Consider the following 26,766-nt stretch of genomic DNA (forward strand, 5'->3'; position numbering starts at 1 on the left):
GCCCGGCGCGTCCTACCCATGGATTTGATGCGTTTCCTGTAACGCTTCCGAGACGCTTCTTGTGCGTAGGGTCACGGAACGGGCACCCGGCTTGACGTGTCGGACCCCTACGGCAGACTTGGCGCGTAATCGCGTTGTACGGAACCGCGCCGCACGCAACCACGTCAGACAGAAACGACGTCAGACGGATACACCGCGTGCGACCGCGCGCCGCCGAGGGGGATGCAAGTCATGAGCCAGGACGGCGCACAGGGCCGCTACGCGGGCGGGGCGGTCGCGGGCGGCCGCTACCAGCTGCGCGACCTGCTCGGCGAGGGCGGGATGGCGTCCGTATACCTGGCCTACGACTCCGCCCTCGACCGCCAGGTCGCGATCAAGACCCTGCACACGGAGCTCGGCCGCGAGCAGTCCTTCCGCGAGCGCTTCCGGCGCGAGGCGCAGGCGGTCGCCAAGCTCCAGCACACCAACATCGTCTCCGTCTTCGACACCGGCGAGGACGAGCTCGGCGGTGCGCTGATGCCGTACATCGTCATGGAGTACGTCGAGGGGCAGCCGCTCGGCTCGGTGCTGGCCGCCGACATCCGCAGTCATGGCGCGATGCCCGCCGACAAGGCCCTCAAGGTGACGGCGGACGTGCTCGCCGCGCTGGAGACCAGCCACGAGATGGGACTGGTCCACCGGGACATCAAGCCCGGCAACGTGATGATGACCAAGCGCGGCATCGTCAAGGTCATGGACTTCGGCATCGCCCGTGCCATGCAGTCCGGTGTCACCTCGATGACGCAGACCGGCATGGTCGTCGGCACCCCGCAGTACCTCTCCCCCGAGCAGGCCCTCGGCCGCGGCGTCGACGCCCGGTCCGACCTGTATTCGGTGGGCATCATGCTCTTCCAGCTGCTCACCGGCCGGATCCCGTTCGACGCGGACTCGCCGCTGGCCATCGCGTACGCGCATGTGCAGGAGGAGCCGGTCGCGCCGTCCAGCATCAACCGGTCGGTCACCCCGGCGATGGACGCCCTCGTCGCCCGCGCGCTCAAGAAGAACCCGAACGAGCGCTTCCCCAGCGCCGCCGCGATGCGCGACGAGATCGCCCGCGTGCTGAACGCCTCCGGCGGCCAGACCGGCGCCCCGATGATCGTGGCCGGCGGCGGGCCCGCCAACAGCGGCTCCGGTGTCGGCTCGGCGGTGTTCCCGCCGGTCGACCAGAGCGCCCAGGCGCCCCAGAGCGTCCAGACGCCGTACCAGCCGCATCCGCAGCAGCAGCCCCACCAGCCGGGCCCGTACAGCCGGCCGACCCCGGCGCCCACGCCGAGCTACGGCTATCCGCAGGCGGCCCAGGGCTATCAGGGCCCGGGACCGCTGGCCCACCAGACCCCGCCGCCGTACTCGATCAGCCCGCAGCACTCGACGGCCGTGGGCACCACCGCCGCCGGCGGCTCCAAGCGGAACATGCCGGTCGTCGTCGGTTCGATCGTCGTCGCGCTGCTGGCCGTCGGCGGTCTGATCACCGCGATCGCCCTCCAGGACGGCGACAAGGACGACGAGGCGGGCAAGGGCGGCGACCCGGGCACCGCCGAGGTGGAGGGGTACCGCCCGCCGGAGCGCAACCGGACGATGAAGACCACGGACTGCACGAACGCCTCCGAGGACTCCAACGACCCGGCGAAGGTCCAGGCCCCGAACTTCGTCTACAAGGACATCCTGTCCGCGAAGGCGTGCGCGGCCGCCGCGGGATGGACCATCAAGGAGATCGAGGAGAAGGGCAACACCTACGCCGACGGCCAGGTCGTCGGCCAGTTCCCGTCCTCCGGCGCGGCCGTTTCCGAGCGCGGCGCCCACTTCGAGCTCCAGGTCTCCACCGGCAAGCCCTCCTGATCCGCCGTTCATCTGTCGCGACACCGTCCGGCCGGGCGGTGTCCGGAGGTGACCGTTCCGGGCCCGCGCATCTCCGTCCCGGACCGCTATCAGGGCACTATCGGTGCACTATCAGGGCCCGTATTTCCGGATACCGCGTCCGGGATGCCGGATGAGGGGGCCCGTGTGACGCTGATCTCATGGCTCCAGGACTTCCGGCCGCATGGTCGTCGAGGTGTGCGGTCTGTCTGATGGCGGCGGCCGGAGCGGCGCTGGGGCCGCTGGGCGGCTCCGCCCACGGTGCACCGGCGCCCGAGGGCCCGTCCCGCACCGCCACGACCTCAGCCCCGGGGACGTCGAGCCCCGCCGCCACCGCGTCCGCGGCCCCTGCCCGTCCGGCTGCGCCACGGCCCGTACCGCCGGGCTCCACGTCCCCGTCGGCGCTCCCCTCCGCCCTGCCCGAGCGGTCCGGCGTCCCGGTCTCCGGAGCGGCGGCAACCGGCCCGGCCCCGCCTCCCCCGGCAGCGACCGGGCACGGGCCGCAGGCCCCCGCCGGTCCCGGGTCCGACTCGCCGGCCTCCGCCTCCTCCTCCCCTTCCGCTTCCGCTTCCCCCGCCGTATCCGGGTCGACCGCCCCCCTGGCCGGGCGCGAGGCCGGGGCGGGCAAGGCGCGGCCCGGACGTTCGCTGACCCCGCTGGAGCTGGCGCGGGCCGAGGAGCCGGCGCCGGAGGACGAGCCCGCTACGGATCTCGTGGACCCGATCGACCTGCCCGCTTCCACCCCGCCGCCCAGCGCCTTCACCGCTCCGGGGACCCGGTCCGGGCAGGCTCTGGACGCCGCGTCGGTACGCCGGGTGCAACAGGTGTCGCTCGGTACGGGCATCGCGCTGGTCGGGCTGGGACTCGGCTTCCTCGCCTTCCGTATGCGCCGGACGAACTGAACGCCTGCGCCGGACGAACTGAACGTCGCATCCCCCTGTCGCGTCCCCGCCGGGCCGGGCCGGCGGGACTTGCCAGGACAAACATACTCGGTATACATACTCAGTATGTCCATTCGTCACGGCCTGCTGGCCCTGCTGGAGCGGGGCCCTCGTTACGGGTCCCAGCTCCGCACCGAGTTCGAGTCGCGCACCGGCTCCACCTGGCCCCTGAACATCGGGCAGGTCTACACGACGCTCAGCCGTCTGGAGCGTGACGGCATGATCGTCCAGGAGGGCTCGGACGACGCCGGGCACGACCTCTACGCGATCACCGACGACGGCCGCACGGAGCTGCGCTCCTGGTTCGAGACGCCGGTGGACCGCACCAGTCCGCCCCGTGACGAACTGGCCATCAAGCTCGCCATGGCCGTGGGCGCGCCCGGCGTCGACATCCGGGACGTCATCCAGTCCCAGCGCCACCACACGCTCAAGGCGATGCAGGACTACACCCGGCTCAAGGCCCAGGCCCTGGCCGACGTCCCCGCCAACCGGGACGAGGTCGCCTGGCTGCTCGTCGTGGAGCAGCTGATCTTCCAGGCGGAGGCCGAGGCCCGTTGGCTCGACCACTGCGAGTCCCGGCTCGTCCGCCTCGCCGAGGCCGCCGCGACCGAACCCTCCGCCGAGCCCGGCCCCGCGGCCACCCGCGGTCCGGCCCGCTCACTGGCCGGCCGGACCCGGTCCAGGCGCTGACGCCGACTCCCGCGGTACCGGTGGGCGCCCGTCCCGGCACCGCCGCCGGCCACACCCCGGGCAGCACCACCACCGCCAGCATCCCGAGCACCGCCGCCGCCCACTCCCCGGGCCCCACCGGCGCCGCCCACATCCCCGGCCCCACCGCCGCCCACACCTGACCCCGTCCGTTCCCAGGGGGGAACCACCCGCCATGCCTTCGTCCGCCACACCCCCGCCCCCGCCGTCCTCCGGGACGCCCGGCGGCAGCCCCGTACTCGAACTGCGGGCGCTGACCCGTACCCATGGCTCCGGCGTCGCCGAGGTGCACGCCCTGCGCGGGATCCAGCTCGCCGTGCACCCGGGCGAACTGGTCGCCGTGATGGGCCCCTCCGGCTCCGGCAAGTCCACCCTGCTGACCCTGGCCGGCGGACTCGACACCGCCACCAGCGGCCAGGTGGTCATCGAGGGCCAGGACATCGCCGCCCTGGGCCCCAAGGGGATGGCCGCACTGCGCCGCCGCAGCGTCGGCTACGTCTTCCAGGACTACAACCTCATCCCCGCCCTGACCGCCGCCGAGAACATCGCGCTGCCCCGCGAACTCGACGGCGTCTCCGTGCGCAAGGCCCGCAAGGAGGCCCTCGCCGCGCTGGCCGAGCTGAAGCTGGAGGAGATCGCCGACCGCTTCCCCGACGAGATGTCCGGCGGCCAGCAGCAGCGCGTCGCCATCGCCCGCGCCCTCGTCGGCGACCGGCGCCTCGTCCTCGCCGACGAGCCGACCGGAGCGCTCGACTCCGAGACCGGCGAGGCCGTCCTCGCCCTGCTGCGCACCCGCTGCGACCAGGGCGCGGCCGGCGTCATGGTGACCCATGAGCCCCGGTACGCGGCCTGGGCCGACCGGGTCGTGTTCCTCCGGGACGGCTCGATCGTCGACCAGACGCTGACCACCGGGGCCGACTCCCTGCTCTCCGCCGGAACCGCCGAGGCCGCCACGTGAACCCGCTCCCCGGCTGGCGCGCCGCCTTCCGCATAGCCCGGCGCGACGCCGTACGGGCCAAGGGCCGCAGCGCCCTGGTCGTCGCGATGATCGCCCTGCCGGTCCTCGGCGTGACCGCCGCCGACCTCACCTACCGCAGCGCGCTGCCCACCAGGGCCGAGGAGCTGACCGGTGAACTGGGGGCGGCCGACGCCCGGTTCTCGGCCACGAGCATGGGCCCGGTGAAGCTCCAGCAGATGCCCGACGGCGTCAACTGGGGTCCGCTCGACGGCGCGCCGAACCCGACCCCCGAGGAACAGGAGCGGCCGGTCGACGTGCCCGCCACCTTCCCCGAGGGGTCACGGCACCTCACCGAGCGGAGCGTTCCCGCCTCGGTGACCACCCGGCACGGCATCGCGGACACCCAGATCACCGAACTGTCCATCGCCGACCCGATGCTGCGCGGCCGGATCGAGCTGACCGACGGCGCCTACCCCCGGGCCGAGAACGAGATCGCGGCGACCGAGAAGTTCATCGAGGCGTCCGGCCTGTCCATCGGCGACCGCGTCACCGTGCGCGGCCCCGGCAGGTCCTACACCCTCACCGGAGCGGTCGAACTCCCCGCCGACCTGCGGGCGGACTCCCTGTACGCGGTCCCCGGCTCGGTCATCGCCCCGTGGCAGAAGACCGCCGACCGCGACAAGAACGTCCTGCCACCCCAGGCGAGCGACCCGGACTGGCTGGTCCAGGGCCCGCCCGGCGCGGGCGTGACCTGGCAGGACATCCTCGCCGCCAACGACAGGGGGGTGGTGGTCGTCTCCCGCCAGGTCGCCCTGGATCCGCCGCCGGGCTCCGAGGTCCCGATGGCCGCGACGAGCATGGCGTACGACACGGACACGGAGCTGACCGCGGCGGTGCTCACGGTGGCCGCCATGGCGGTCCTGGAGATCGTGCTGCTGGCCGGTCCCGCGTTCGCCGTGGGCGCCCGCCGTTCACGTCGGCAGCTCGGCCTGGTCGGCTCGTGCGGCGGCAGCCGGGGCCAGGTCCGGGCCGTGGTGCTCGCCGGTGGCGCGGTGCTCGGCGCGGTCGGCGCGGTGGCCGGGGTCGGCGCCGGATTCGGCCTGACCGCCCTGTTCCGCCCGATGATCGAGGATTACGCGGGCAGCCGCTTCGGCGAACTGACCGTGCGGCCCTGGGAGATCCTCGGCATCGCCCTGCTCGGCCTGGTCACCGGCGTCCTCGCCGCGCTCGCCCCGGCGATCGTCGCGGGCCGCCAGTCCGTCCTGGAGTCGCTCACCGGCCGGCGCGGCACCCGCCGCGGCTCCCGCGTCCTGCCCGTCGTCGGTGTCGTGGCGCTCACGACCGGCGTCGCGGTCGCGGTCTACGGCGGGGTGGCCGGCGACACCGCCTTCGTCGCCGGAGGATCCGTCCTCGCCGAACTGGGCGTCCTCGGCTGCATCCCGGTGATCGTCGGCTTCCTCGGCCGGCTCGGCCGACGGCTCCCGCTGACACCCCGCATCGCCCTGCGCGACGCGGCCCGCAACCGGGGCCGCACCGCACCCGCCGTCGCCGCCGTGATGGCGGCCGTCGCGGGCAGCGTCGCCATCGCCACGTACACCAGCAGCACCGCCGCCGAGCAGGCCTACGACTACGAGCCCAATCTGACCCCGGGCACCGTCGCGCTGATGGCCGCCGACACCGGCGACGGCGCCGAACTGCCCCGCGCCCGGGCCGCCGTCGAGCAGAACTTCCCGGTCAGCGGCGCACGCGCCGACATCAGCCGGGTCTGGGCCGGCAGCGACTGCATGGTCTATTACGACGAGGAGAACGGCTGCGGCACCCTCGAACTCGTCAAGCCCACCGGCAAGGGCCACTCCTGCCCGCTGAAGGGAAAGGGCGCCAAGGAGCTGGCCCTGCGGATCTCTGCCGACGAGCACAAACGGCTGATGAACTCCCCGGCCTGCATGGACGAGCACTACACGATGGTCGCGTTCGGCACCGGCGGCGACAAGATCGTCGTCGGGGGCGCGGACGTGCTCGACTCGTACGTGAAACTGCAGGACCCGGCGGCGGCGAAGGCCCTGGCAGAGGGCACGCCCGTCCTGCTCAACTCGGCGTACGCGAAGAACGGCGAGGTCGCCCTGAAGGCCACCCACGCCTACAACGACCGCGACAAGAAGAACCGGGCCCTGCACCCCGGCAAGACCCGCGTCACCACCGACCGGCTGAAGGTCTACGTCGCACCGGACCGCTACGCGGCGACGCCGGGCATCCGGATGGTCATGCCGGAGAAGACCGCACAACGGCTCGGCCTGCACGTCGAGGAGTACGGCAGCTTCTACACGCTCGACCGCGATGCCACGGACGCCGAGAGCCAGGCGACCCACGCCGCGTTCGAACAGGCCGGGAACCGCGCCTACCTGATGACGTCGAACGAGACGTTCCGCAGGAACGACGACACCGACACCGTCCTGCTGCTCCTCGCCCTCTTCGCCGGGGTGGTGACCCTGGGCGCGGCGGCCATCACGACCGGGCTGTCCAAGGCCGACGCGGAGGCCGACCTCACCACGCTCAGCGCGGTGGGCGCACCCCCGGGGGTACGGCGTTCGCTGTCCGGCTTCCAGTGCCTGGTCGTCGCCCTGACCGGGGTGCTCCTGGGGACGGCGGCGGGGCTCGTGCCGGCGGTCGCCCTGCGGCTGACCGACCTGCGCGCGGCGCTGGCGGACATGCGGGAGGATCCGATGGAGTCGGCCTACACGCCGATCGTGATGCCGTGGGAGACCGTCGGGCTGCTGGCCCTGGTCGTCCCGCTGCTCGCCGGACTCCTGGCCGCCGGCCTCACCAGCTCCCGGCTGACCCTGGCCCGACGCGCGGGGTGACAGGCACTTCCGGCACTCCCGGAAGGGTTCCGGTGCCCCCGAAGACGGTGGATCATCCGTTTCCGGGGGCACCAACGTGGGGTACGGCACGTGTGCGAGACAATGGCGGCATGGAAATGCCGAGGAATGACCGGTCGCAGGAGCACCCGCAGGTCCTTGTCGTGGGCCAGGACGGAATGGCTATCGGCGGCGGTGCCAGTGACGACGAGTCGCGCGAGGTCCCGGTGACGGAAATGGTGGAACAGCCCGCGAAGGTCATGCGCATCGGCAGCATGATCAAGCAGCTTCTGGAGGAGGTCAGGGCGGCCCCTCTCGACGAGGCGAGCCGGGTCAGGCTCAAGGAGATCCACGCCAGCTCCGTGAAGGAGCTGGAGGACGGCCTGGCGCCCGAGCTGGTCGAGGAGCTGGAGCGGCTCTCCCTGCCGTTCACCGAGGAGTCGGTGCCTTCCGAGGCCGAGCTGCGGATCGCCCAGGCACAGCTCGTGGGCTGGCTGGAGGGCCTGTTCCACGGCATCCAGACGGCGCTGTTCGCGCAGCAGATGGCGGCCCGCGCCCAGCTGGAGCAGATGCGCCGGGCCCTGCCGCCCGGCACGGGACACGAGGACGAGGAGGGCGGCGCGGACCCGCACGGCCCGATCCGTTCGGGCCCGTATCTGTAACCCCCCGTCCCCCGTCCCCCTGTATCCGCCTCCTGAAGCCGGAGGACCGACCGCGAGGGGCCCGGCGCACACCACGGTGTGCGCCGGGCCCCTCGTCGTGGCCGTTCAACGGTGACGGTGCACGGGGTCAGGCGCCGGCCGACGGCGCGACCAACAGCACCTTCCCGATGTGCGCGCTGGACTCCAGCACCCGGTGCGCCTCGGCGGCGTCCGCCATCGGCAGCGCCCGGTCCACCACCGGCCGGACCACCCCGTCCGCGATCAGCGGCCACACGTGCTCGCGTACGGCGGCCATGATGGCGGCCTTCTCGTGGAGCGGGCGGCCCCGCAGGGAGGTCGCGGTGACGGCGGCCCGCTTGGTCAGCAGGGCGCCGAGATTCAGCTCGCCCTTGGCCCCGCCCTGGAGCCCGATGATCGCCAGGCGGCCGTTGACGGCGAGCGCCGAGACGTTCCGGTCCAGGTACTTGGCGCCGATGAGGTCCAGGATGACGTCGGCCCCCGACCCGGCCGTGTTCTCCCGCAGCTCCTCGACGAAATCCTGCTCGCGGTAGTTGATGAGGATGTCCGCCCCCAGCTCGGCACACCGGGCGAGCTTCTCCGGGCTGCCCGCCGTGACCGCGACCCGGGCCCCGACCGCCTTCGCCAGCTGGATCGCCATCGTGCCGATGCCGCTGGAGCCGCCGTGCACCAGGAAGGTCTCGCCGGGGCGGAGGTGGGCCACCATGAAGACGTTGGACCACACCGTCGCGGTGACCTCGGGGAGCGCCGCGGCCTCCACCAGGTCGACGCCCTCCGGTACGGGGAGGAGCTGGCCCGCCGGCACGGCGACCTTCTCCGCGTAGCCGCCGCCCGCCAGCAGCGCGCACACGGCGTCGCCGACCGCCCAGCCGGTCACCCCGGGACCGAGCGCGCTGATCCGGCCCGCGCACTCCAGGCCGGGGTAGGGGGACGCGCCGGGCGGCGGGTTGTAGAAGCCCTGCCGCTGGAGCACGTCCGCACGGTTCACGGCGGAGGCGACGACCTCGACGAGTACCTCGCCCTCGCCGGGTACGGGATCGGGCACCTCGGCCCACACGAGCGCCTCGGGGCCGCCGGGTTCAGGAATCGTGATCGCATGCATGGCCGCGAGGCTACTCCGGCACGGCGTGCGTTCAGGGGCGCGGCGGCATCGAGTTGTTCGGCGTGGTGGTGGAGCTGGGGCTCTTCCGCACGATGGTGATGACCCGGTCCGTCAGCTGCAACGGGCTGGCCGCCGGATCGTCGTAGCCGAGCAGCCGGTGCCCGCGCAGGACGCTGACGACGAGGTCGTCCGTCTCCCGTACGTTCTTGCCCACCTCGGCCTTTATGACCGGCCGTTCCACCAGGTCGAGGCCGCTGCCCTGCTGGATCAGGTCCTCCATCACCGTGCCCGCGCTGGGGCTGAGGACGGAGAGGCCGAGCAGCCGCCCGGCGGCACTGGCGCTGGTGATCACGGCGTCGGCGCCGGACTGCCGCAGCAGGGGAGCGTTCTCCTCCTCGCGCACCGCCGCCACGATCTTCGCCCCGCGGTTCAGCTGACGTGCGGTCAAGGCCACCAGGACGGCCGTGTCGTCGCGCTGGGTGGCGATGATGATCTGACGCGCCTTCTGGAGCTCGGCGCGCAGCAATACGTCACTGCGGGTGGCGTCGCCGAGCACGCCGGTGAAGCCCTCGGCGTTGGCGGCCTCGATCACCTTGGTGGCCGGATCGACGACGACGATCTGGTCCTTCCGCAGGCCGGTGGTGCAGAGAGTCAGGATCGCCGAGCGGCCCTTCGTACCGAAGCCGACGACGACGGTGTGGTCACGCAAGTTGGATCTCCAACGCTTCAGCCGGAAGTCCTCTCGGGTCCGTTCCGTGAGGACTTCGAGAGTGGTACCGACCAGGATGATCAGGAAGAGCACGCGCAGCGGTGTCACGAGCACCACGTTGATCAGCCTGGCCCCGTCGCTGAACGGTGTGATGTCCCCGTACCCGGTGGTGGAGAGGGTGACCGTCGCGTAGTAGACCGCGTCGAGCAGATCGACCTCGCCGTCGGCACTGTCGTTGTAGCCGCCGCGGTCGAGCCAGACGATCAGCACGGTCGCGGTCAGTACGAGCAGCGCCATCAGCAGGCGCTTGCCGACCTGGCGGGCCGGGCCGTCGACGACCCGGCGGGGCAGCATCACCCGGGTCGGCACGACCACTTCTTCGGCTCGCCTGGCCATCGCATCGTGGCCGGGAAGTTTCACGTGAAACACCCTTCCGTCCACGGCGTCGCCGGGGCCCATGGGAGATCCAGAATCTCCACCTCGGTGCCGGACCGTACCCCGCCCGGCACCACCACGGCCAGCCCGTCCGCCGCGGCGATTCCCCGCAGCATCGCGGGCCCGTTGTAGCGCAGCGGTGCGACATGGTCCCGGCCACCCGCCCGCCCCGCGCGGTGGACCACGGGGACGAGGCGGGTGTCGTGCGGATGCCCGTGCACCTCGGCATGGACGAGAGCCCGGTACGCGTCCTGGGCGGGGCGGCCCGCGAGCCCCGCGAGCAGCGGCTCCACGAGCGTCAGCAGGCCTGATACGGCCGCGAGCGGATTGCCGGGCAGCCCGACCAGATAGGGCCCGTCCGGCGGACCCTGCGGCTGTCCGTCCGGCGGGCCCTGCGGCTGTCCGTCCGGCGGGCCCTGCGGCTGTCCGTCCGGCGGTCGCTTCGACGGTGCTGAAGCCGGCAGCCGTGCCAGCAGCATGGGGTGGCCGGGGCGGACCGCGACCCCGTCCACCAGGAGTTCGGCCCCGAGGGAGTCGAGGACCGGGTGCACATGGTCGACCGGGCCGGAGGCGGTGCCGCCGGTCGTGACGATCAGGTCGGCGTCGGAGCCGGTGAGGGCGTCGCGCAGCGCTTCCGCTTCGTCGCCGAGGCGGCGGGGCCCGGAGACCTCGGCGCCCAGGGCCCGGAGCCAGGGGCCGAGCATGGGGCCGAGGGCGTCGCGGATGAGCCCGTCGTGCGGCAGGCCGGAGGCGAGCAGTTCGTCGCCGAGGACGAGGATGTCGACGCGCGGACGGGGCACGGCGGGCAGCGCGTCGTACCCGGCGGCCGCGGCGAGACCGAGCACGGCCGGGGTCACGACCGTCCCGGCCGGGACGAGCTGCTCGCCCGAACGGCACTCCTGGCCCCGGGGTCTGACGTCCTGCCCGGCGACCACCGGCCGCCTGGCGTGCAGCAGCCCCCTGGCCTCGTCGGCGTGCGCGTGCTCGCTGCGGAGGACCGCCGTGGTGTCGGGCGGGACGCGGGCGCCGGTGGCGATCCGTACGGCGGTGCCGTCGGGCAGCGCGGTGCCGGGGTTGCGTCCGGCGAGGAGCCCCGCCCCGGCCCCGAACGCCCAGGGCCCCGGCCCGGCGACCGCCCAGCCGTCCATGGCCGAGGTGTCGAAGGACGGCAGATCGGTGAGCGCGCCGAGCGGCTCGGCCAGCACATGCCCGAGCGCGCGGTCGAGCGGCAACCGGATCGCCGCGAGCGGAGCCGCCCGTCCGGCTCGCGCCGCGACCGCCCGCGCCCGGTCCCAGGTGAGGGGCGGGACCGGGGGCGGGGCGCCGGTCGAGGCCGGGCCGCCCGGGGCCGCGCTGTTGGCGCTGTTGGCGCTGTTACGGGTGGAGTGGGGGCTGCCGGTGGGGGCGTCGTCCGCGTCACCGCGCGGGCCGCCGGCGGAGGCGTCCCGTCGGCGGTCGGGGTCCCGGCCCGGGCCGCATCGCGCCCCGCCGACCAGGGCGAGCGCCTGCTCGACGGCCCGTTCCGCCTCCGCCTCCGCCTGGGCGACGTCGTCCGGGTCACGGCGGGAGCGGCCGGGCCCGACCGGGTCGGGGCCGGTCATGGGGCCCCGGTCCCTTCGCGCCCCGCGCCGGGCTTCGTCTCCGGGTTCGCTTCTGCGTTCGTCTCCGGGCGAGCTTCTGCGTTCGTCTCCGCGTTCGCTTCCGCTTCCCAGCGCAGAGCCAGGGCGGTGGCCTTGCGAGCGGCCTCCGTGACCGCTGCCGCGGCCTCGTCGGGACCCGCGCCCGCGCTCGCCCTGGCCGCCGCGTACCCGACCAGGAAGGTCGTGAGCGGTGCGGCGGGGCGGGCCACTCCGTGCGCCGCGTCACGGGCGAGGTCGAGCAGGACACCGGTATCGACGTCGAGTTCGATTCCCAGTTCGTTCTTGACCGAGGTGATCCATTCGTCCAGCACGGCCCCATGCTCCCTGATCCGGGCTCTGGCCGCCGCGATGTCACCCCAAGTGTCGCAGTCGAACGCGGCGTCGGGGCCCGCGTCGACCCGGGCCAGATCGAGCTCCGCCGTCAGGAGCCGCAACGGCAGCCCGGCGAGCCCCCCGTACTCGGTGGCGAGCAGGGCCAGCTCCCGGCGGAGCGGCTCGGCGCGGTAGGCGGCCACCAGCGGCTGGTCACGCCCCCCGGGGTCGGTGCACAGGGCCCCTTCCCGGCCGTGCTGCCCGGCCGCGGCGAGCAGCACGTCGACCGTCCCCGCGCCGAGGAACGGAAGGTCGGCGGAGAGGACGAGAACGCGCTCCGCCGTCGTCAGCCGCAACCCCGCCCCCAGCGCCGCCAACGGGCCGCCGCCCTCGGGCACTTCCCGGGTCCAGAGCACCGGCCTGACGGTGGCGCGGCGACCGCCCACCACGACGGTGAGCGCCGCGCCGTCGCACGCCGCGAGCACCCGGTCGAGCAGCGCCCGGCCGCCCACCCGGACTCCTGGCTTGTCGGCGCCGCCGAGCCGCTTCGCGGCCCCGCCGGCAAGGACGATCACGTCATAGGCGGTCATACGTCGAGTATGGGCGGCGGCCCGGGGCGACGCCCCCGCCGGGGTGGCCGGAAGGGCCGGCCCCGGAAGGGCGCGTCCGACGGGGCGCCGGCCGGTCGGCTACAGGGTGCGCAGCAGCACCGCCGGCTGCTCCACGCAGTCCGCCACATACCGGAGGAAGCCGCCCGCCGTTCCGCCGTCGCACACCCGGTGATCGAAGGTGAGGGACAGCTGGACGACCTGACGTACGGCCAGTTCGCCCTGGTGCACCCATGGCTTGGGCATGATCCGGCCGACGCCGAGCATCGCCGCTTCCGGGTGGTTGATGATCGGCGTCGAACCGTCGACCCCGAACACCCCGTAGTTGTTCAGCGTGAACGTGCCACCGGTCAGCTGGGCCGGGCTCAGCTTCCCGGTCCGCGCCAGCTCGGTCAGCCGGGCGATCTCGGCCCCGATCGACTCGACGTTACGGGTGTGCGCGTCCCGGACGACCGGAACGACGAGGCCCCGCTCGGTCTGGGCCGCGAACCCGAGGTGCACGCCGGGCAGCCGGACAATCTCCCGGGCCGCCGTGTCCACGGTGGAGTTGAGCTCGGGGAACCGGGCCAGCGCCGCCGTGCAGATCCTCGCCAGCAGGGCCAGGACCGACACCTTCGGCCCGGCGGACGGGCCCGTGGCGGCGTTCATCGCGGCCCTGACCGCCATCAGCTCGGTGGCGTCCGCGTCGACCCAGCAGGTGGCGTCCGGGATCTCGGTCCGGCTCCGCGACAGCTTGTCGGCGACCGCTCCGCGCACCCCACGCAGCGGAATCCGTTCGGCGGCCGGAGCCGCGGGAGCCGCAGGCGCCTGGGCCGGCGCCCGGGCCACACGTGCCGTCGCCGCCGCGGTCTCCTCAGCCTGCCGGATCGCGCCGTCGACGTCGGCGCGCAGGATCAGCCCCTCGGGACCCGAGCCTTCCAGCCGCCGCAGATCGATGTCGTTCTGCCGGGCCAGCCGGCGTACCAGCGGAGAGATCACCGGCACGGGACCCTGCCCGTTCAACACAGCGACAGCCGCAGCCGCGGGGGCGTCGGTCGCGGGAGCCGTGGCGGACGCCGCCGGGGCGAGCGCGAGCGCGTCGGCCCCGGGGGCGTCGGGCCCCGGGGACTGGGCGGCCGTCCGGCCGAGTCGGTCCGGCCGGATGCGCCGACGCCGCGCGGCGGGTGCGCCCGTCCCGTACCCCACGAGCACGTTCCCCGAGCCGCCCGAAGACTCCGTGGCGGAGGCGGTGGAGGCGGTGGAGGGGACTGCGGACGACGGGGACGCCCCGGCGGGATCCAGCCCCGCCGGCGCTCCGACGGCGACCGTCAGCAGCGGTGCGCCGACGGGAAGTTCCGTGCCCTCCTCGCCGAACCGCGCGGTCACCACGCCCCCGTAGGGGCAGGGCACCTCCACCATGGCCTTGGCCGTCTCGACCTCGACGACGGGCTGGTCGATGGCGACGACCTCGCCGACCTCCACCAGCCAGCGGACGATCTCCGCCTCGGTCAGTCCCTCACCGAGGTCCGGCAGCTTGAATTCGAGCACCTTGGCCATCAGCTGTCCGCCTCCCACTGCAACCGGGCCACCGCGTCGAGCACCCGGTCCACGCCCGGCAGATGGTGCCGCTCCAGCATGGGCGGCGGGTAGGGGATGTCGAACCCGGCCACCCGCAGCACCGGAGCCTCCAGGTGGTGGAAGCACCGCTCGGTGATCCGGGCCGCGATCTCACCGCCGGGCCCGCCGAATCCGGGGGATTCATGGACGACGACCGCGCGCCCGGTGCGCCGCACCGAAGCGGCCACCGTCTCGTCGTCGAACGGCACCAACGAGCGCAGGTCCACCACTTCGAGGTCCCAGCCCTCGGCGACCGCCGCCTCGGCGGCCTCCATGCAGACCGGCAGGGAGGGCCCGTACGTGATCAGCGTGGCGCTGCGGCCAGGACGGCGCACCACGGCCCTGCCGATCGGCTCGACCGCGGCGGGAGCCTCGGGCGACCAGTCGGCCTTGGACCAGTAGAGCCGCTTGGGCTCCAGGAAGATCACCGGGTCGTCCGAGGCGATCGACTCCCGCAGCAGCCCGTACGCGTCGTCGACCGTGGCCGGTGTGACGACGTGCAGGCCGGGGGTGGCCATGTAGTACGCCTCGGAGGAGTCGCTGTGGTGCTCGACCCCGCCGATCCCGCCGCCGTACGGCACCCGCACGGTGATGGGCAGCGGCATTGCCCCACCCGTGCGGTTGCGCATCTTCGCGACATGGCTCATCAGCTGCTCGAACGCCGGGTAGGCGAACGCGTCGAACTGCATCTCCACCACGGGCCGCAGCCCGTACATCGCCATGCCGACGGCCGCGCCGAGGATGCCCGCCTCGGCCAGCGGGGTGTCGGTGCAGCGGTCGTCGCCGAACTCCTTCGCCAGCCCGTCGGTGATCCGGAAGACCCCGCCGAGCGTGCCCACGTCCTCACCGAGCACGTGCACGGTGGGGTCCTCTGCCATCGAGTCGCGGAGCGCGCGCCCGAGGGCCTGCGCCATCGTGGCCGGTTTCGCCTTCGTCCGACGTCCGTCGGCCGTCGCTGCCGCGGTCGTCATCGTCCCGCCTCCGCGTCGTGCTCGTCGTGGTCCTGCTCGGCGTCCAGCTCGGCACGCAGGGCGGCCGCCTGCTCCCGGAGCTGGCTGGTCTGCTCGGCGTAGACATGCGTGAACAGGTCCATCGGGGCCAGCTCCGGATCCGCGTTCATCCGGTCACGCAGGGCGGCGGCCATGCGTTCCGCGGCCTCCTTCGCCCGCTCGATGCCCGCGTCGTCCAGCAGCCCGCGCTCCGTCAGCTCGCGCTCCAGCAGCCGCACCGGGTCGTGCGCCTTCCAGGCCTCGACCTCGCTGTCGCCCCGGTAGCGGGTGGCGTCGTCGGCGTTCGTATGGGCTTCCATGCGGTAGGTGACGGCCTCGACCAGGGTCGGGCCCTCGCCGCGCCGGGCCCGTGCCACGGCCTCGCCGAGGACCTGGTGCACCGCGGCGGCGTCATTGCCGTCGACGAGGCGCCCCGGCATCCCGTAGCCGACGGCCTTGTGGGCGAGGGAGGGGGCGGCGGTCTGCTTGGCCAGCGGAACGGAGATCGCGAAGCCGTTGTTCTGGACGAAGAAGACGACCGGGGCCTTCCAGACGGCCGCGAAATTCAGCGCCTCGTGGAAGTCGCCCTCGCTGGTGCCACCGTCGCCCACCATGGCGAGCGCCACCACGTCGTCTCCCTTGAGCCGGGCGGCGTGCGCCAGCCCCACCGCGTGCGGGAGCTGGGTGGCCAGGGGGGTGCACAGCGGGGCGATGCGGTGCTCGCGCGGGTCGTAGCCGGTGTGCCGGTCGCCCCGCAGCAGGGTCAGCGCCTCGACCGGGTCCAGGCCGCGCGCGACAGCGGCCAGCGTGTCGCGGTAGCTGGGGAAGAGCCAGTCGCGCTCCTCCAGGACCAGGGCCGCGGCGATCTCGCACGCCTCCTGGCCGGTGCTCGACGGGTAGACCGCCAGCCGGCCCTGCTTGGTCAGCGCGGTGGCCTGGGCGTTGTAGCGGCGCCCGCGGACCAGCTCGGCGTGGAGCCGGAGCAACAGCTCGGGGTCGACGTCGGCGACCGCGTCCGTACCGAGCACCCGGTAGGGCTCCGGGTCCGGGAGCAGCGGGGCGGGGTCGGTGATCGGCTTCCAGGCCGGGGGCGGCGTGGGCCGGTAGGCGGCCGCGCCGGGCAGCTCTTGGACCGTCATGAGAAGCACCTCCTGGCATCGAGGGAGATCGGGGGTGGTCGATCGGGGGTCGACAGGGAGCGAGATGTCGAGGGGTGGGCGGGGCACGGGTGTGGTGTGCCTCACCTACCGATTGTTCGGTCGCGGGGGCATTTTGGCTACAGGCGCCGCCAGCCTGTGGACAAACGGTTCTCCACAGCCTGGGATAGGGACAGGTCGTCCACAACAGGGAGGCGCGGGCAGATGGCAGCTGAACAAATGGCCGACAGGGGCGAGGAGCCGCGCCAGGCCGCGCCCGCCGGCACGCCGCCGATCGCACCCTCCGCCACGCCGTCGACCGCGCCCTCGTCCGTACCGCAGGCCGCGTCCGCGGTCGTCCCGTCGGCCGCACCCGACCGCCCGGCGGCGGAGCCCCCGGTCCCGCCCGCGCGGCCACTGGACGCCATCGACCGCGACATCCTCCGCATCCTCCAGACGGACGGGCGCGCGTCGATACGTTCCGTGGCCGAACGGGTCCACGTCTCGCGCGCCAACGCCTACGCCCGGATCAACCGGCTCGTCGAGGACGGCGTGATCCGCGGCTTCGGCGCCCGGGTCGACCACGAGCGGGCGGGCCAGGGGGCGTCCGCGTACATCACGCTCAAGATCGTGCAGAACTCCTGGCGCACCGTACGCGAGCAGCTTCAGGCGCTGCCGGGGGCCACACACATCGCCCTGGTCAGCGGCGACTTCGACGTACTGCTCCTGGTGCACACGCCGGACAACCGGGCGCTGCGGGAGCTGGTCCTCACCCGGATCCAGTCCATCCCCGAGGTGCTCTCGACGCGCACCCTCCTGGTGTTCGAGGAGACGGACCTCGGACCGCGCCCGGACCGGCCGGCCGAGCTCGCCTGACCGCGACGGGCGGACTCAGCGGCCGTTCGCCCGCAGCCCCTCGAAGGCCAGCTGGACGATGGTGTCCGCGAGCTGCTCCTCCCCCGGGAAACCGCCCGGCTGCGGCCGGTACCACTCGACCAGCGAGTTGACCATGCCGAACAGGAGCCGGGTCGCCAGCCGTATGTCCACGTCCGCCCGGAGGTCGCCCTCGGTGACCGCCGCCTGGAGCAGCTCCGACACCCGCTGGTCGAACTCGCGGCGCCGCTCCAGCGCCCAACGCTCCGTCTTCGTGTTGCCGCGCACACGCAGCAGCAGGGTGACGTAGGGGACCTCGGCCATCAGCAGGTCGACCGTCCGGCGCGTGACGTACTCGACCCGCTCGACCGCGCGCCCGCGCTGCGCCCCCGGCTCGTCGAGGATGGCGAAGAGACCGTCGAGCGCCCGGCTCACGGCCCGGCGCAACAGCTCCTCCTTGCCCGCCACATGGTGGTAGATGGAGGATTTCGAGATGCCCGCCGCCCGGGAGAGATGCTCCATGGAGGTGCCGTCGTAGCCGCGCTCGTTGAAGACACGGACAGCGACGGTGAGCAGGGTCTCCGGGGTGTACGTGTCCCGCTTGGCCGTGGTCATGTCCGCGATCCTCCCCCATGAGGGATCGGCCCCGCACAGGCGGGGACCGTCGAAGTTGTCCACAGGTTCCCCCGGGGGCCCTTGTCCCGACCGATCGTTCGGTTACTCTAACTCCGTCCGTACGTCCCCGCCCGGCTCGATGAGGAGTTGGTCCGCCATGGCCGCCGTGCTCACCCCCCAGCAGCTGTCCGAGACCCACCGGCCCACGCTCGACCAGGCCCTCGACACGATCAGCACCCGCGCGTACTGGTCGCCGCACCCCGAGCACCCGAAGGCCTACGGGGAGGGCGGTGCCCCGGGCAGTCTCGGCGCGGCCGAGGGCAAGGCCGCCTTCGACGCCGTCCTGAACACCCGTCTCGACCTGGGGCAGCCCGGCACCGACGGCTGGACCGGCGGCGAGGTCTCGCCGTACGGTCCGGAGCTCGGCGTCGAGTATCCGCACGCCGACCTCGATGTCCTGCTTCCGGCGATGAAGGCCGGCACGGGCGCCTGGCGGGCGGCGGGACCGGAGATCCGGGCCCTGGTCTGTCTGGAGATCCTGTCGCGGATCAGCGCCCGCACCCACGAGCTGGCCCACGCCGTGATGCACACGAGCGGCCAGGCCTTCATGATGGCGTTCCAGGCGGGCGGCCCGCACGCCCAGGACCGTGGCCTGGAGGCCGTGGCCTACGCCTACCGGGAACAGGTCCGCACCCCGGAGACCGCCGACTGGTCCAAGCCGCAGGGCAAGCGCGATCCGCTGAAGCTGCACAAGTCGTTCATCACGTCCGGCCGCGGCATCGCGCTGCTCGTCGGCTGCAACACGTTCCCCACGTGGAACGGCTATCCCGGCCTCTTCGCCTCCCTCGCCACCGGCAACCCGGTGCTGGTCAAGCCGCACCCGCGCGCCGTGCTTCCGCTGGCCCTCACGGTGTCCGTCGCCCGCGAGGTGCTGACCGAGGCGGGCTTCGACCCGAATCTGGTCGCGCTGGCCGCCGAGCGGCCCGGCGAGGGCATCGCCAAGACCCTCGCGCTCCGCCCCGAGATCCGGATCATCGACTACACCGGCTCCACCGCCTTCGGTGACTGGCTGGAGGAGAACGCCCGCCAGGCCCAGGTCTACACGGAGAAGGCCGGTGTCAACACGATCGTCGTCGACTCCACCGACGACTACCGGGGCATGCTCGCCAACCTGGCGTTCTCGCTCTCGCTGTACAGCGGCCAGATGTGCACCACCCCGCAGAACCTGCTGATTCCCCGGGACGGCATCGCCACCGACGGCGGCGCCAAGTCCTACGACGACGTGGTCGCCGACATCGCGGCCGCCGTCACCGGACTGCTCGGCGACGACGCGCGCGCGTCCGCCCTGCTCGGCGCCCTGGTCAACCCGGACGTCAGGGCCCGGGTGGAGGCGGCCGGTGAGCTGGGCGAGGTGGCCCTTCCCTCGCGTACGGTCGCGAACGCCGAATTCCCCGACGCGGTCGTCCGTACGCCGGTCATCGTGAAGCTCGACGGCACCAAGACCGACGATGGCGCGGCCTACCTCTCGGAGTGCTTCGGGCCGGTGTCCTTCGCCGTCGCCGTCGAGTCGACGACCGCCGCCCTGGACCTGCTCCGCCGGACGATCCGCGACAAGGGGGCGATGACGGTCGGCGCCTACACCACGTCTCCCGAGGTGGAGCGCGCCGTCGAGGACGTCTGCCTGGACGAGTCCGCCCAGCTCTCGCTGAACTTGACCGGCGGGGTCTACGTCAACCAGACAGCGGCCTTCTCCGACTTCCACGGCTCCGGTGGCAACCCCGCGGCGAACGCGGCGCTCTGCGACGGGGCCTTCGTCGCCAACCGCTTCCGTGTGGTGGAGGTGCGCCGCCAGGCGTGATCAGGGGGTCTCTCGCGGGTCCGGGACGTCGGCATGGCGCTGCACCCACGCGTGCATCGCGATGGCGGCGGCGGCGCCCGCGTTGATGGACCGGGTCGAGCCGAACTGCGCGATCGAGCACACCATGGAGGCGTGCTCACGCGCCTCCTCGGTCAGGCCCGGCCCCTCCTGGCCGAAGAGCAGGACGCAGCGGCGCGGCAGCTCGGTGCGCTCCAGCGGTACGGCGCCGGGGAGGTTGTCGATCCCGATGATCGGCAGCCCCTCGGCCGCCGCCCACGCGGTCAGGTCCGCCGTGTCGGGGTGGTGGCGCACATGCTGGTAGCGGTCGGTGACCATGGCCCCGCGCCGGTTCCAGCGCCGCCGGCCCACGATGTGGATCTCCTTGGCCAGGAAGGCGTTGGCGGTCCGCACCACCGAGCCGATGTTGAAGTCGTGGCCCCAGTTCTCCACGGCGACGTGGAAGTCGTGCCGCCGCAGGTCGAGATCGGCGACGATCGCCTCCCGCGTCCAGTAGCGGTACGCGTCACCGACGTTGCGCCGGTCGCCCTGGGCCAGCAGCTCGGGGTCGTAGCGCTCGCCCTCGGGCCACGGCAGCGGGTGCGGCCCGACACCGACCGGCTGGCCGTAGCCGTCGTCGTACTGGAGGGGTTCCTCCTGAAGAGGCCCCGCCGGGGAGCCTTCCGCCGGGCGGGGTTCCGCCGCTGTGGGGGTCTGCTGGGTTCTGCCGGTCTCACTGCTCACCCGACGAGCGTATGGCCCCCGGCGCCACCCTGACGTCGGGGCTCCTCCGGGCCGCCGCCCCGGCCGTCCTGCACCGGCCCGGCCTCCGGTGGTCCGACCGGGCCGGAGGCCGCCCCTGGCTCCCCGGCCTCCCCCGGTGTGCGCGGCCGGCCGGGCAGCCCGGAGAGCAGCCGCCGCCTGCCGATCGTGGCGCGGGCTCCCAGCCACATGAGGAAGGCCGTCGGCAGGAACACGGCGTCGGCCGCGATCATCGCCATGGAGAAGAACGGCAGCCCCAGGAGCAGGGCGATTCCGGCGTGCTCGCAGATCATCACGACCAGCAGAATGTTCTTGACGCGCCGGTTGAACAGCGTGAACGGAAAGGCGACCTGCACGATGACCGTGCCGTACGTCAGCACCATCACCATCAGCCCGCTGGCGCCCAGGATGTCCGACAGGGCGGGCCACGGGGTGAAGTAGTCGAGGTTGAGCGGGTAGTAGAGCGCGGTGCCGTCCTGCCAGCGCGATCCCTGGATCTTGTACCAGCCTGCGGTCGCGTAGATCAGGCACACCTCGGCCATGATCACGGCGAGTGTGGCGTTGTGGGCGAGGTTGGCCAGCACATCGAGCAGGGTGCGGGGCTCGCTGTGCGGCAGGTAGCGGTCCACGGCCCACCAGGCGGCGGCGGAGAGCCAGATCACCCACAGCAGGGTGGGGAGCCACCAGGTGCCGCCCAGTCCGCCCATCAGCGTGGCCGTCACGAGCACGTAGCCGAGGAGCACCCAGAACACCGGGCCCACGATGTCCCGCGGGGGCGACAGGCCCGCCGCGGCGCGGCGCCCGGCGCGCGCCGCCCGCCGGGCGTCCAGCGACCAGACCTGGGCGCAGCGCGTCAGCACCAGGTAGATCGCCATGAGGTGGACGACGTTGTCGCCGCCGTCGCCCATGAAGATGCTGCGGTTCTGCACCGAGAGCACGCCGACCATGAAGAGGACGGACATGGTCCGGGTCCGCCACCCGAGCAGCAGGGCCGCGGCGGACAGCAGCGTGAGGGCGTACACGGCCTCGAACCAGACCGTGCTGTCCGTCCACATCAGGACGGAGAAGGCCTCGTTGCCGTTGGTGAGCCGGCGCGCCAGGTCCCAGTGCCACGGGCTGTCCGGGCCGTACAGCTCATGGCGGTTCGGCAGCTCGCGCAACAGGAAGAAGAGGTACGTGGCGGCGAAGCCGATCCGGACGACAGCGCTCTGGTACGGACCGAGGGCCGAGGCGGTGACGCGCTGGAGGGCACGGGCCGGGCCACCGCCGGGACCACCGAAACCGCCGGAAGGGAGCACGGCCGGGCGGGAAGCCGGGGGCTGCGTGCCGGCGTTCCGGGGGCCGCCGTTCCGCGGGTCGATGCTCTGGGGGCCGGCGTTCTGCATGCCGGCGTTCTGAGGGCCCCCGCTCGGGGGGCCGGCCGGCGAGGGAACGGTCACTGGTTCTCCTCCACGCCGCGCGCCTCGTCCCGGACCTGGTCCGCGTCGCGCCCGGGAAGATCTTCCGGCGTCACGGTCCACCAGGGGAGTACCCGGTAGACGGGCCGGGTACTGATCTTCTCGTTGCTCCACGGGGGCGGGGCGATGGAGTTGGTGGCGGAGCGGAGCTGGATGCGCTCGATCGTGCCGCCGTAGTCGCGCTCGCTCAGCCGCAGCATCGTGATGCGCCGCACGTAACGCTCGGAGAGATCCCCGCGCAGACCGTTGGGGCGGTTCTCGCTGTCGTGGGAATTGACGTAGAAGTCCCAGCCCCGGCGGAGCTCGTTCTGGTCCACGTGGCTGGGGAAGAGGTTGCCGCGTATCTGTTCGCCGTCCTCGTGCGTCAGGTTCATCCACCTGGTCGTGCGGCGGCCGTCGGCCCCCACCACGTCGGCGCGCACGTGGACGGCGACGTTCTGCTGTAGAGGGTTGGGAGCGAAGAGCTTCCAGTTCTGCTCGAACTCCGGGTAGATCCAGCGGTCGATCGTCTTCCCGTGCTGTTTGGACAGCGTGTTGGACGGGGCGACGTGCAGGAACACCATGGCCACCTGCGTACAGGCGAGCAGCCCGATCAGGGACAGCGCCAGAGCCGCGACCACCTGGTAGGGAAGGGAGAGCCCGGCTATGCCCCGGCCGGTGGCCGAGGGGCCCGGCTCAGGCACCGGGACAGGCACCAAGGGTGTCGGCGGTATGGCTTCGGGGGTGTCCCGCGCCTCCGCCGGCCGGTTCAACGCCTGCGGCCAGACGTCCTTCCCCCCGCCCGCGGAGCTCCTGTCGTGGTCCGAATCCATCCCGCCCCGATCGCCGTCGATCACCACTCAGTTATCCACAGGGTTGACACCCTACGGGCCTCCGACTCACCATTGAAGTCAAGGAACCGAACGATCGGTCGGTAGGGAGCCCGGGATGGCGGCAGTGACTGCGGACCAGACGACGCAGAAGACGCTCGGCACGGAGGATGCGGTGGACGCGGACCGCATCGCGGCTTTCGACGCGGCCGTGGCGGCGGACGAGCGGATAGAGCCGCGCGACTGGATGCCCGACGCCTACCGGGCGACGCTGGTGCGCCAGATGGCCCAGCACGCCCATTCGGAGATCATCGGCATGCAGCCCGAGGCCAACTGGATCACCCGGGCGCCCTCGCTGCGCCGCAAGGCGATCCTCATGGCCAAGGTGCAGGACGAGGCGGGCCACGGCCTGTATCTCTACAGCGCCGCCGAGACCCTGGGCACCAGCCGCGAGGAGCTGCTCGACAAGCTCCACGCGGGCCGCCAGCGCTATTCCTCGATCTTCAACTACCCCACGCTGACGTGGGCCGACGTCGGCGCCATCGGCTGGCTGGTGGACGGGGCGGCGATCACCAACCAGGTGCCGCTCTGCCGCTGCTCCTACGGCCCCTACGCCCGCGCGATGGTCCGCATCTGCAAGGAGGAGTCCTTCCACCAGCGCCAGGGGTACGAGCTGCTCCTCGCCCTCAGCCGTGGCACCGAGGCCCAGCACGCCATGGCCCAGGACGCGGTGAATCGCTGGTGGTGGCCGTCCTTGATGATGTTCGGCCCGCCCGACGACGCCTCGTCGCACTCCGAGCAGTCCATGGCCTGGAAGATCAAGCGGCACTCCAACGACGAGCTGCGCCGGCGCTTCGTGGACATCTGCGTTCCCCAGGCCGAAGCGCTGGGCCTGGAGCTCCCCGACCCCGACATCCGGTGGGACGAGGAGCTCGGCCGGCACGAGTTCGGCGCGATCGACTGGGCCGAGTTCCAGGCGGTCCTCAAGGGCAACGGCCCCTGCAACGAACAGCGGATCACCCAGCGACGCAGGGCCCACGAGGAGGGCGCCTGGGTCCGCGACGCGGCAGCGGCTTACGCCGCCAAGCACGCACCGGCGCAGTCATCACCCCGGACACCGGCACAGCACAGCGCGCCCGCGCACCACGTGGAGGAGACGGCATGAGCAGCTCGACCGACTGGCCTCTGTGGGAGGTCTTCGTGCGCTCGCGCCGCGGACTGTCCCACACCCATGCGGGCAGTCTGCACGCGCCGGACGCCGAGATGGCCCTGCGCAACGCCCGCGACCTCTACACCCGCCGTTCGGAAGGCGTCTCGATCTGGGTGGTCCCGTCTACCGGGATCACCGCCTCCTCCCCCGACGAGAAGGACTCCTTCTTCGAGCCGGCCGGCGACAAGCCCTACCGCCACCCGACCTTCTACGAGATCCCGGACGGGGTGAAGCACCTGTGAGCGCCGCCCTCGCCCTCGGCGACGACGCGCTGGTGCTCTCGCACCGGCTGGGGGAGTGGGCCGGCCACGCCCCGGTCCTGGAGGAGGAGGTGGCCCTCGCCAACATCGCCCTCGACCTGCTGGGACAGGCCCGGGTGCTGCTCTCGCTCGTCGGCGACGAGGACGAGCTCGCGTACCTCCGCGAGGAGCGGGCCTTCCGCAACCTCCAGCTGGTCGAGCAGCCGAACGGGGACTTCGCGCACACCATCGCCCGGCAGCTCTACTTCTCGGTCTACCAGCACCTGCTGTACGAGCGCCTGGCAGCCGGGGACGGCGAGTTCACCGGCCTCGCGGCCAAGGCCGTCAAGGAGGTGGCCTACCACCGCGACCACGCCGAGCAGTGGGTCCTGCGGCTCGGCGACGGCACCGAGGAGAGCCGCACCCGGATGCGGAACGGCCTGGACGCGCTGTGGCGGTTCACCGGGGAGATGTTCCAGCCGGTCGAGGGGCTCGACTCCCCGGACTCCGGTGTCGACTGGCAAGCGCTGGAGGCCGGTTGGCTCGCCGCCGTCACCGATGTCGTCGAGCGGGCCGGTCTGACCCTCCCGGCGGGCCGGCGGTCCGGGGGCTGGGCGGCCGGAGCGGGCCGGCAGGGCCTGCACACCGAGCCGTTCGGCCGCATGATCGCCGAGATGCAGCATCTGCACCGGAGCCATCCGGGGGCGTCATGGTGACCGACACCCGGCTGGAGGCGGAGCTGCGCGATCTCGCCGGCTCCGTGCCCGACCCCGAACTGCCGGTGCTGACGCTGGCGGAGCTCGGCGTCCTGCGTGACGTACACCTGGACGGGCCGGGCCGGGTGACCGTACAGCTCACTCCGACCTACACCGGCTGCCCGGCGATCGAGTCGATGTCCGCCGACATCGAGCGCGTGCTGCACGACCACGGCGTACCGGACGTCTCCGTGGTCACCGTCCTGGCGCCGGCCTGGTCCACGGACGACATCAGCGCCGAAGGGCGCCGCAAGCTGGCCGAGTTCGGCATCGCCCCGCCGCGCGCCCAGGGCCCCGTCGGCGGCCCCGTGCCGCTGACGCTCTCGGTGCGCTGCCCGCACTGCGGTTCCACGGACACGGAACTGCTCAGCCGGTTCTCCTCCACGGCGTGCAAGGCCCTGCGCCGCTGCGTCGCCTGCCGTGAACCGTTCGATCACTTCAAGGAGTTGTAGATGTTCCATCCGCTCCGGGTCAGCGCGATCGAACGGATCACGGACGACGCGGTGGCCGTGACGCTCGCCGTGCCGGCCGAGCTGCGCGAGACCTTCCGCCACGCCCCCGGCCAGCATCTGAACGTGCGCTACACCGTGGACGGCCAGGAGATCCGCCGTTCGTACTCGATCTGCGCACCGGCCATCGAACAGCCCGGCGAACCGGTCCTGCGGGTGGGCATCCGCATGGTCGACGGCGGGGCGTTCTCCACGTACGCCCTGAAGGAGCTGGCCGTCGGGGACCGGGTGGAGGCCATGCCTCCGATGGGCCGCTTCGTCCTGAGGCCGCGTCCCGGTCTGTTCGCGGCGGTGGTCGGCGGCAGCGGCATCACCCCGGTGCTGTCCATGGCTGCCACCCTGCTCGACCGGGAGCCGACGGCCCGGTTCTGCCTGATCCGCAGCGACCGCACGGCGGCTTCGACGATGTTCCTCGACGAGGTGGCCGACCTCAAGGACCGTTGGCCGGACCGCTTCCAGCTGGTCACCGCGCTCTCCCGGGAGGAGCAGGCGGCCGGACTCCCCTCCGGGCGGCTGGACGCCGAACGGCTCACCGGCCTGCTGCCCGCCGTGCTTCCGGTGGCGGAGGTGGACGGCTGGTTCCTGTGCGGGCCGCTCGGCCTCGTGCGGGGCACGGAGAAGGCCCTGAAAACCCTCGGCGTCGACCGCTCCCGGGTCCACCAGGAGATCTTCCACGTCGACGAGGGCCCCACCGACGTGACGGCGCTCAAGGTCGCCGCCCCGTCCGACGCCGTGCTGACGGCCACCCTCCACGGCCGCTCGGGCAGCTGGCCCGTGCAGGACACCGAATCCCTGCTGGAGACGGTGCTGCGAAGCCGCTCGGACGCTCCCTACGCCTGTAAGGGAGGGGTGTGCGGGACCTGCCGGGCGTTCCTCGTCTCGGGCGAGGTCCGGATGGACCGCAACTTCGCGCTGGAACCGGAGGAGACCGGGGCGGGGTTCGTGCTGGCCTGTCAGTCGCATCCGCTCACCCCGGAGGTGGAGTTGGACTTCGACCGATGAGGTCCCTGGGGTCCCTGGGGTGCCTGGGGTCCCTGGGCTCCCTGGGGTGCCTGGGGTCCCTGGGGTCCCTGGGGTCGCTGACCCACCGCCACGCCTCCGCGCTGTTCCCTTCCTCTAG

General features: G+C 72.8%; 25 protein-coding genes. 14 read left to right on the forward strand and 11 right to left on the reverse strand.

Features of this window, described 5'->3' with window-relative positions; genetic code table 11:
• Positions 1-231 precede the first annotated feature (231 nt).
• The 7 genes from ACH4KB_RS16635 (at position 232) to ACH4KB_RS16665 (ending at position 8,017) form a co-directional block, all read left to right on the forward strand.
• Positions 232-1,875, forward strand: a complete 1,644-nt coding sequence (locus ACH4KB_RS16635; RefSeq protein ID WP_398066672.1) for a protein kinase — start codon at positions 232-234, stop codon at positions 1,873-1,875.
• Positions 1,876-2,054: 179 nt separating this feature from the next.
• The gene (locus ACH4KB_RS16640) at positions 2,055-2,795 is read left to right on the forward strand and encodes a hypothetical protein (RefSeq protein ID WP_398066673.1); all 741 of its coding nucleotides are present in this window, start codon (positions 2,055-2,057) and stop codon (positions 2,793-2,795) included.
• 105 nt (positions 2,796-2,900) lie between these two features.
• Complete coding sequence (locus tag ACH4KB_RS16645) at positions 2,901-3,524, forward strand: PadR family transcriptional regulator (RefSeq protein ID WP_398066674.1); 624 nt, start codon at positions 2,901-2,903, stop codon at positions 3,522-3,524.
• Positions 3,525-3,544: 20 nt separating this feature from the next.
• Positions 3,545-3,685, forward strand: coding sequence for a hypothetical protein (locus ACH4KB_RS16650; protein WP_398066675.1), 141 nt, complete (start codon positions 3,545-3,547; stop codon positions 3,683-3,685).
• A gap of 32 nt (positions 3,686-3,717) precedes the next feature.
• The gene (locus ACH4KB_RS16655) at positions 3,718-4,500 is read left to right on the forward strand and encodes an ABC transporter ATP-binding protein (protein WP_398066676.1); all 783 of its coding nucleotides are present in this window, start codon (positions 3,718-3,720) and stop codon (positions 4,498-4,500) included.
• A complete protein-coding gene (locus ACH4KB_RS16660) occupies positions 4,497-7,358 on the forward strand; it encodes an FtsX-like permease family protein (protein WP_398066677.1) in 2,862 nt (953 codons plus the stop codon). Before ACH4KB_RS16655 ends, ACH4KB_RS16660 begins: the two co-directional genes overlap by 4 nt.
• A 110-nt stretch (positions 7,359-7,468) precedes the next feature.
• A complete protein-coding gene (locus ACH4KB_RS16665; protein ID WP_026290403.1) occupies positions 7,469-8,017 on the forward strand; it encodes a bacterial proteasome activator family protein in 549 nt (182 codons plus the stop codon).
• A 127-nt stretch (positions 8,018-8,144) separates the two neighbouring features.
• Here the strand turns inward: ACH4KB_RS16665 and ACH4KB_RS16670 are convergent, their stop codons facing one another.
• The 7 genes from ACH4KB_RS16670 to pdhA form a co-directional block, all read right to left on the reverse strand.
• Positions 8,145-9,137 carry an NAD(P)H-quinone oxidoreductase gene (locus tag ACH4KB_RS16670; protein WP_398066678.1) on the reverse strand — a complete coding sequence of 331 codons (993 nt, stop codon included), beginning with the start codon at positions 9,135-9,137 and terminating at the stop codon, positions 8,145-8,147.
• Positions 9,138-9,168: 31 nt separating this feature from the next.
• Positions 9,169-10,305 (reverse strand): potassium channel family protein, encoded by a 1,137-nt coding sequence (locus ACH4KB_RS16675; protein WP_398066679.1) that lies wholly within the window; start codon positions 10,303-10,305, stop codon positions 9,169-9,171.
• Positions 10,263-11,882: a molybdopterin molybdotransferase MoeA gene (locus ACH4KB_RS16680; RefSeq protein WP_398066680.1), complete on the reverse strand. Its 1,620-nt coding sequence runs from the start codon at positions 11,880-11,882 to the stop codon at positions 10,263-10,265. Before ACH4KB_RS16680 ends, ACH4KB_RS16675 begins: the two co-directional genes overlap by 43 nt.
• Positions 11,879-12,823, reverse strand: a complete 945-nt coding sequence (locus ACH4KB_RS16685; RefSeq protein ID WP_398066681.1) for a DUF6457 domain-containing protein — start codon at positions 12,821-12,823, stop codon at positions 11,879-11,881. The genes ACH4KB_RS16680 and ACH4KB_RS16685 overlap by 4 nt, the downstream gene beginning before the upstream one ends.
• A 99-nt stretch (positions 12,824-12,922) precedes the next feature.
• Positions 12,923-14,377, reverse strand: a complete 1,455-nt coding sequence (locus tag ACH4KB_RS16690; protein ID WP_398066682.1) for a dihydrolipoamide acetyltransferase family protein — start codon at positions 14,375-14,377, stop codon at positions 12,923-12,925.
• On the reverse strand, positions 14,377-15,408 hold the full coding sequence (locus ACH4KB_RS16695; RefSeq protein ID WP_398066683.1) for an alpha-ketoacid dehydrogenase subunit beta: 1,032 nt from the start codon (positions 15,406-15,408) through the stop codon (positions 14,377-14,379). Before ACH4KB_RS16695 ends, ACH4KB_RS16690 begins: the two co-directional genes overlap by 1 nt.
• Positions 15,405-16,565, reverse strand: coding sequence for a pyruvate dehydrogenase (acetyl-transferring) E1 component subunit alpha (gene pdhA, locus ACH4KB_RS16700; protein WP_398066684.1), 1,161 nt, complete (start codon positions 16,563-16,565; stop codon positions 15,405-15,407). Before pdhA ends, ACH4KB_RS16695 begins: the two co-directional genes overlap by 4 nt.
• A gap of 237 nt (positions 16,566-16,802) precedes the next feature.
• Between pdhA and ACH4KB_RS16705 the strand changes: the two genes are divergently transcribed.
• Complete coding sequence (locus tag ACH4KB_RS16705; RefSeq protein ID WP_398066889.1) at positions 16,803-17,438, forward strand: Lrp/AsnC family transcriptional regulator; 636 nt, start codon at positions 16,803-16,805, stop codon at positions 17,436-17,438.
• Between the two features lie 15 nt (positions 17,439-17,453).
• Here ACH4KB_RS16705 and ACH4KB_RS16710 read toward each other — a convergent pair whose 3' ends face one another.
• Positions 17,454-18,050: a TetR family transcriptional regulator gene (locus tag ACH4KB_RS16710; protein ID WP_018957271.1), complete on the reverse strand. Its 597-nt coding sequence runs from the start codon at positions 18,048-18,050 to the stop codon at positions 17,454-17,456.
• Positions 18,051-18,207: 157 nt separating this feature from the next.
• Between ACH4KB_RS16710 and paaN the strand changes: the two genes are divergently transcribed.
• Complete coding sequence (gene paaN / locus ACH4KB_RS16715; protein ID WP_398066685.1) at positions 18,208-19,908, forward strand: phenylacetic acid degradation protein PaaN; 1,701 nt, start codon at positions 18,208-18,210, stop codon at positions 19,906-19,908.
• Here paaN and ACH4KB_RS16720 read toward each other — a convergent pair whose 3' ends face one another.
• From ACH4KB_RS16720 to ACH4KB_RS16730, 3 genes are read right to left on the reverse strand one after another with little or no spacing between them, the layout of a single operon-like run.
• Complete coding sequence (locus ACH4KB_RS16720; RefSeq protein WP_398066686.1) at positions 19,909-20,649, reverse strand: TrmH family RNA methyltransferase; 741 nt, start codon at positions 20,647-20,649, stop codon at positions 19,909-19,911.
• Positions 20,646-22,052: an HTTM domain-containing protein gene (locus tag ACH4KB_RS16725; protein ID WP_398066687.1), complete on the reverse strand. Its 1,407-nt coding sequence runs from the start codon at positions 22,050-22,052 to the stop codon at positions 20,646-20,648. The genes ACH4KB_RS16720 and ACH4KB_RS16725 overlap by 4 nt, the downstream gene beginning before the upstream one ends.
• Before the next feature lie 50 nt (positions 22,053-22,102).
• Positions 22,103-22,936 (reverse strand): DUF5819 family protein, encoded by an 834-nt coding sequence (locus tag ACH4KB_RS16730; protein ID WP_398066890.1) that lies wholly within the window; start codon positions 22,934-22,936, stop codon positions 22,103-22,105.
• A 115-nt stretch (positions 22,937-23,051) separates the two neighbouring features.
• Between ACH4KB_RS16730 and paaA the strand changes: the two genes are divergently transcribed.
• The 5 genes from paaA to ACH4KB_RS16755 are packed head-to-tail and all read left to right on the forward strand — an operon-like array spanning position 23,052 to position 26,648.
• On the forward strand, positions 23,052-24,098 hold the full coding sequence (gene paaA, locus ACH4KB_RS16735) for a 1,2-phenylacetyl-CoA epoxidase subunit PaaA (protein ID WP_398066688.1): 1,047 nt from the start codon (positions 23,052-23,054) through the stop codon (positions 24,096-24,098).
• Complete coding sequence (gene paaB, locus ACH4KB_RS16740; protein WP_007447213.1) at positions 24,095-24,385, forward strand: 1,2-phenylacetyl-CoA epoxidase subunit PaaB; 291 nt, start codon at positions 24,095-24,097, stop codon at positions 24,383-24,385. Before paaA ends, paaB begins: the two co-directional genes overlap by 4 nt.
• Positions 24,382-25,098, forward strand: coding sequence for a 1,2-phenylacetyl-CoA epoxidase subunit PaaC (paaC, locus tag ACH4KB_RS16745; protein ID WP_398066689.1), 717 nt, complete (start codon positions 24,382-24,384; stop codon positions 25,096-25,098). The genes paaB and paaC overlap by 4 nt, the downstream gene beginning before the upstream one ends.
• The gene (paaD, locus tag ACH4KB_RS16750) at positions 25,092-25,589 is read left to right on the forward strand and encodes a 1,2-phenylacetyl-CoA epoxidase subunit PaaD (protein ID WP_398066690.1); all 498 of its coding nucleotides are present in this window, start codon (positions 25,092-25,094) and stop codon (positions 25,587-25,589) included. Before paaC ends, paaD begins: the two co-directional genes overlap by 7 nt.
• Complete coding sequence (locus tag ACH4KB_RS16755) at positions 25,590-26,648, forward strand: 2Fe-2S iron-sulfur cluster-binding protein (RefSeq protein ID WP_398066691.1); 1,059 nt, start codon at positions 25,590-25,592, stop codon at positions 26,646-26,648.
• Positions 26,649-26,766 lie beyond the last annotated feature (118 nt).

Origin of the sequence: Streptomyces sp. NPDC017520 (assembly GCF_044329855.1) — a bacterium.
GTDB lineage: Bacteria > Actinomycetota > Actinomycetes > Streptomycetales > Streptomycetaceae > Streptomyces.

Coding starts and splice junctions, on each gene's coding strand:
- ACH4KB_RS16635 (WP_398066672.1), top strand. CDS start 232: ATGAGCCAGGACGGCGCACAGGGCCGCTACGCGGGCGGGGCGGTCGCG.
- ACH4KB_RS16640 (WP_398066673.1), top strand. CDS start 2,055: ATGGCTCCAGGACTTCCGGCCGCATGGTCGTCGAGGTGTGCGGTCTGT.
- ACH4KB_RS16645 (WP_398066674.1), top strand. CDS start 2,901: ATGTCCATTCGTCACGGCCTGCTGGCCCTGCTGGAGCGGGGCCCTCGT.
- ACH4KB_RS16655 (WP_398066676.1), top strand. CDS start 3,718: ATGCCTTCGTCCGCCACACCCCCGCCCCCGCCGTCCTCCGGGACGCCC.
- ACH4KB_RS16665 (WP_026290403.1), top strand. CDS start 7,469: ATGGAAATGCCGAGGAATGACCGGTCGCAGGAGCACCCGCAGGTCCTT.
- ACH4KB_RS16670 (WP_398066678.1), bottom strand. CDS start 9,137: ATGCATGCGATCACGATTCCTGAACCCGGCGGCCCCGAGGCGCTCGTG.
- ACH4KB_RS16675 (WP_398066679.1), bottom strand. CDS start 10,305: ATGGGCCCCGGCGACGCCGTGGACGGAAGGGTGTTTCACGTGAAACTT.
- ACH4KB_RS16680 (WP_398066680.1), bottom strand. CDS start 11,882: ATGACCGGCCCCGACCCGGTCGGGCCCGGCCGCTCCCGCCGTGACCCG.
- ACH4KB_RS16685 (WP_398066681.1), bottom strand. CDS start 12,823: ATGACCGCCTATGACGTGATCGTCCTTGCCGGCGGGGCCGCGAAGCGG.
- ACH4KB_RS16690 (WP_398066682.1), bottom strand. CDS start 14,377: ATGGCCAAGGTGCTCGAATTCAAGCTGCCGGACCTCGGTGAGGGACTG.
- ACH4KB_RS16695 (WP_398066683.1), bottom strand. CDS start 15,408: ATGACGACCGCGGCAGCGACGGCCGACGGACGTCGGACGAAGGCGAAA.
- pdhA (WP_398066684.1), bottom strand. CDS start 16,565: ATGACGGTCCAAGAGCTGCCCGGCGCGGCCGCCTACCGGCCCACGCCG.
- ACH4KB_RS16705 (WP_398066889.1), top strand. CDS start 16,803: ATGGCCGACAGGGGCGAGGAGCCGCGCCAGGCCGCGCCCGCCGGCACG.
- ACH4KB_RS16710 (WP_018957271.1), bottom strand. CDS start 18,050: ATGACCACGGCCAAGCGGGACACGTACACCCCGGAGACCCTGCTCACC.
- paaN (WP_398066685.1), top strand. CDS start 18,208: ATGGCCGCCGTGCTCACCCCCCAGCAGCTGTCCGAGACCCACCGGCCC.
- ACH4KB_RS16725 (WP_398066687.1), bottom strand. CDS start 22,052: ATGCAGAACGCCGGCCCCCAGAGCATCGACCCGCGGAACGGCGGCCCC.
- ACH4KB_RS16730 (WP_398066890.1), bottom strand. CDS start 22,936: ATGGATTCGGACCACGACAGGAGCTCCGCGGGCGGGGGGAAGGACGTC.
- paaA (WP_398066688.1), top strand. CDS start 23,052: ATGGCGGCAGTGACTGCGGACCAGACGACGCAGAAGACGCTCGGCACG.
- paaB (WP_007447213.1), top strand. CDS start 24,095: ATGAGCAGCTCGACCGACTGGCCTCTGTGGGAGGTCTTCGTGCGCTCG.
- paaD (WP_398066690.1), top strand. CDS start 25,092: ATGGTGACCGACACCCGGCTGGAGGCGGAGCTGCGCGATCTCGCCGGC.
- ACH4KB_RS16755 (WP_398066691.1), top strand. CDS start 25,590: ATGTTCCATCCGCTCCGGGTCAGCGCGATCGAACGGATCACGGACGAC.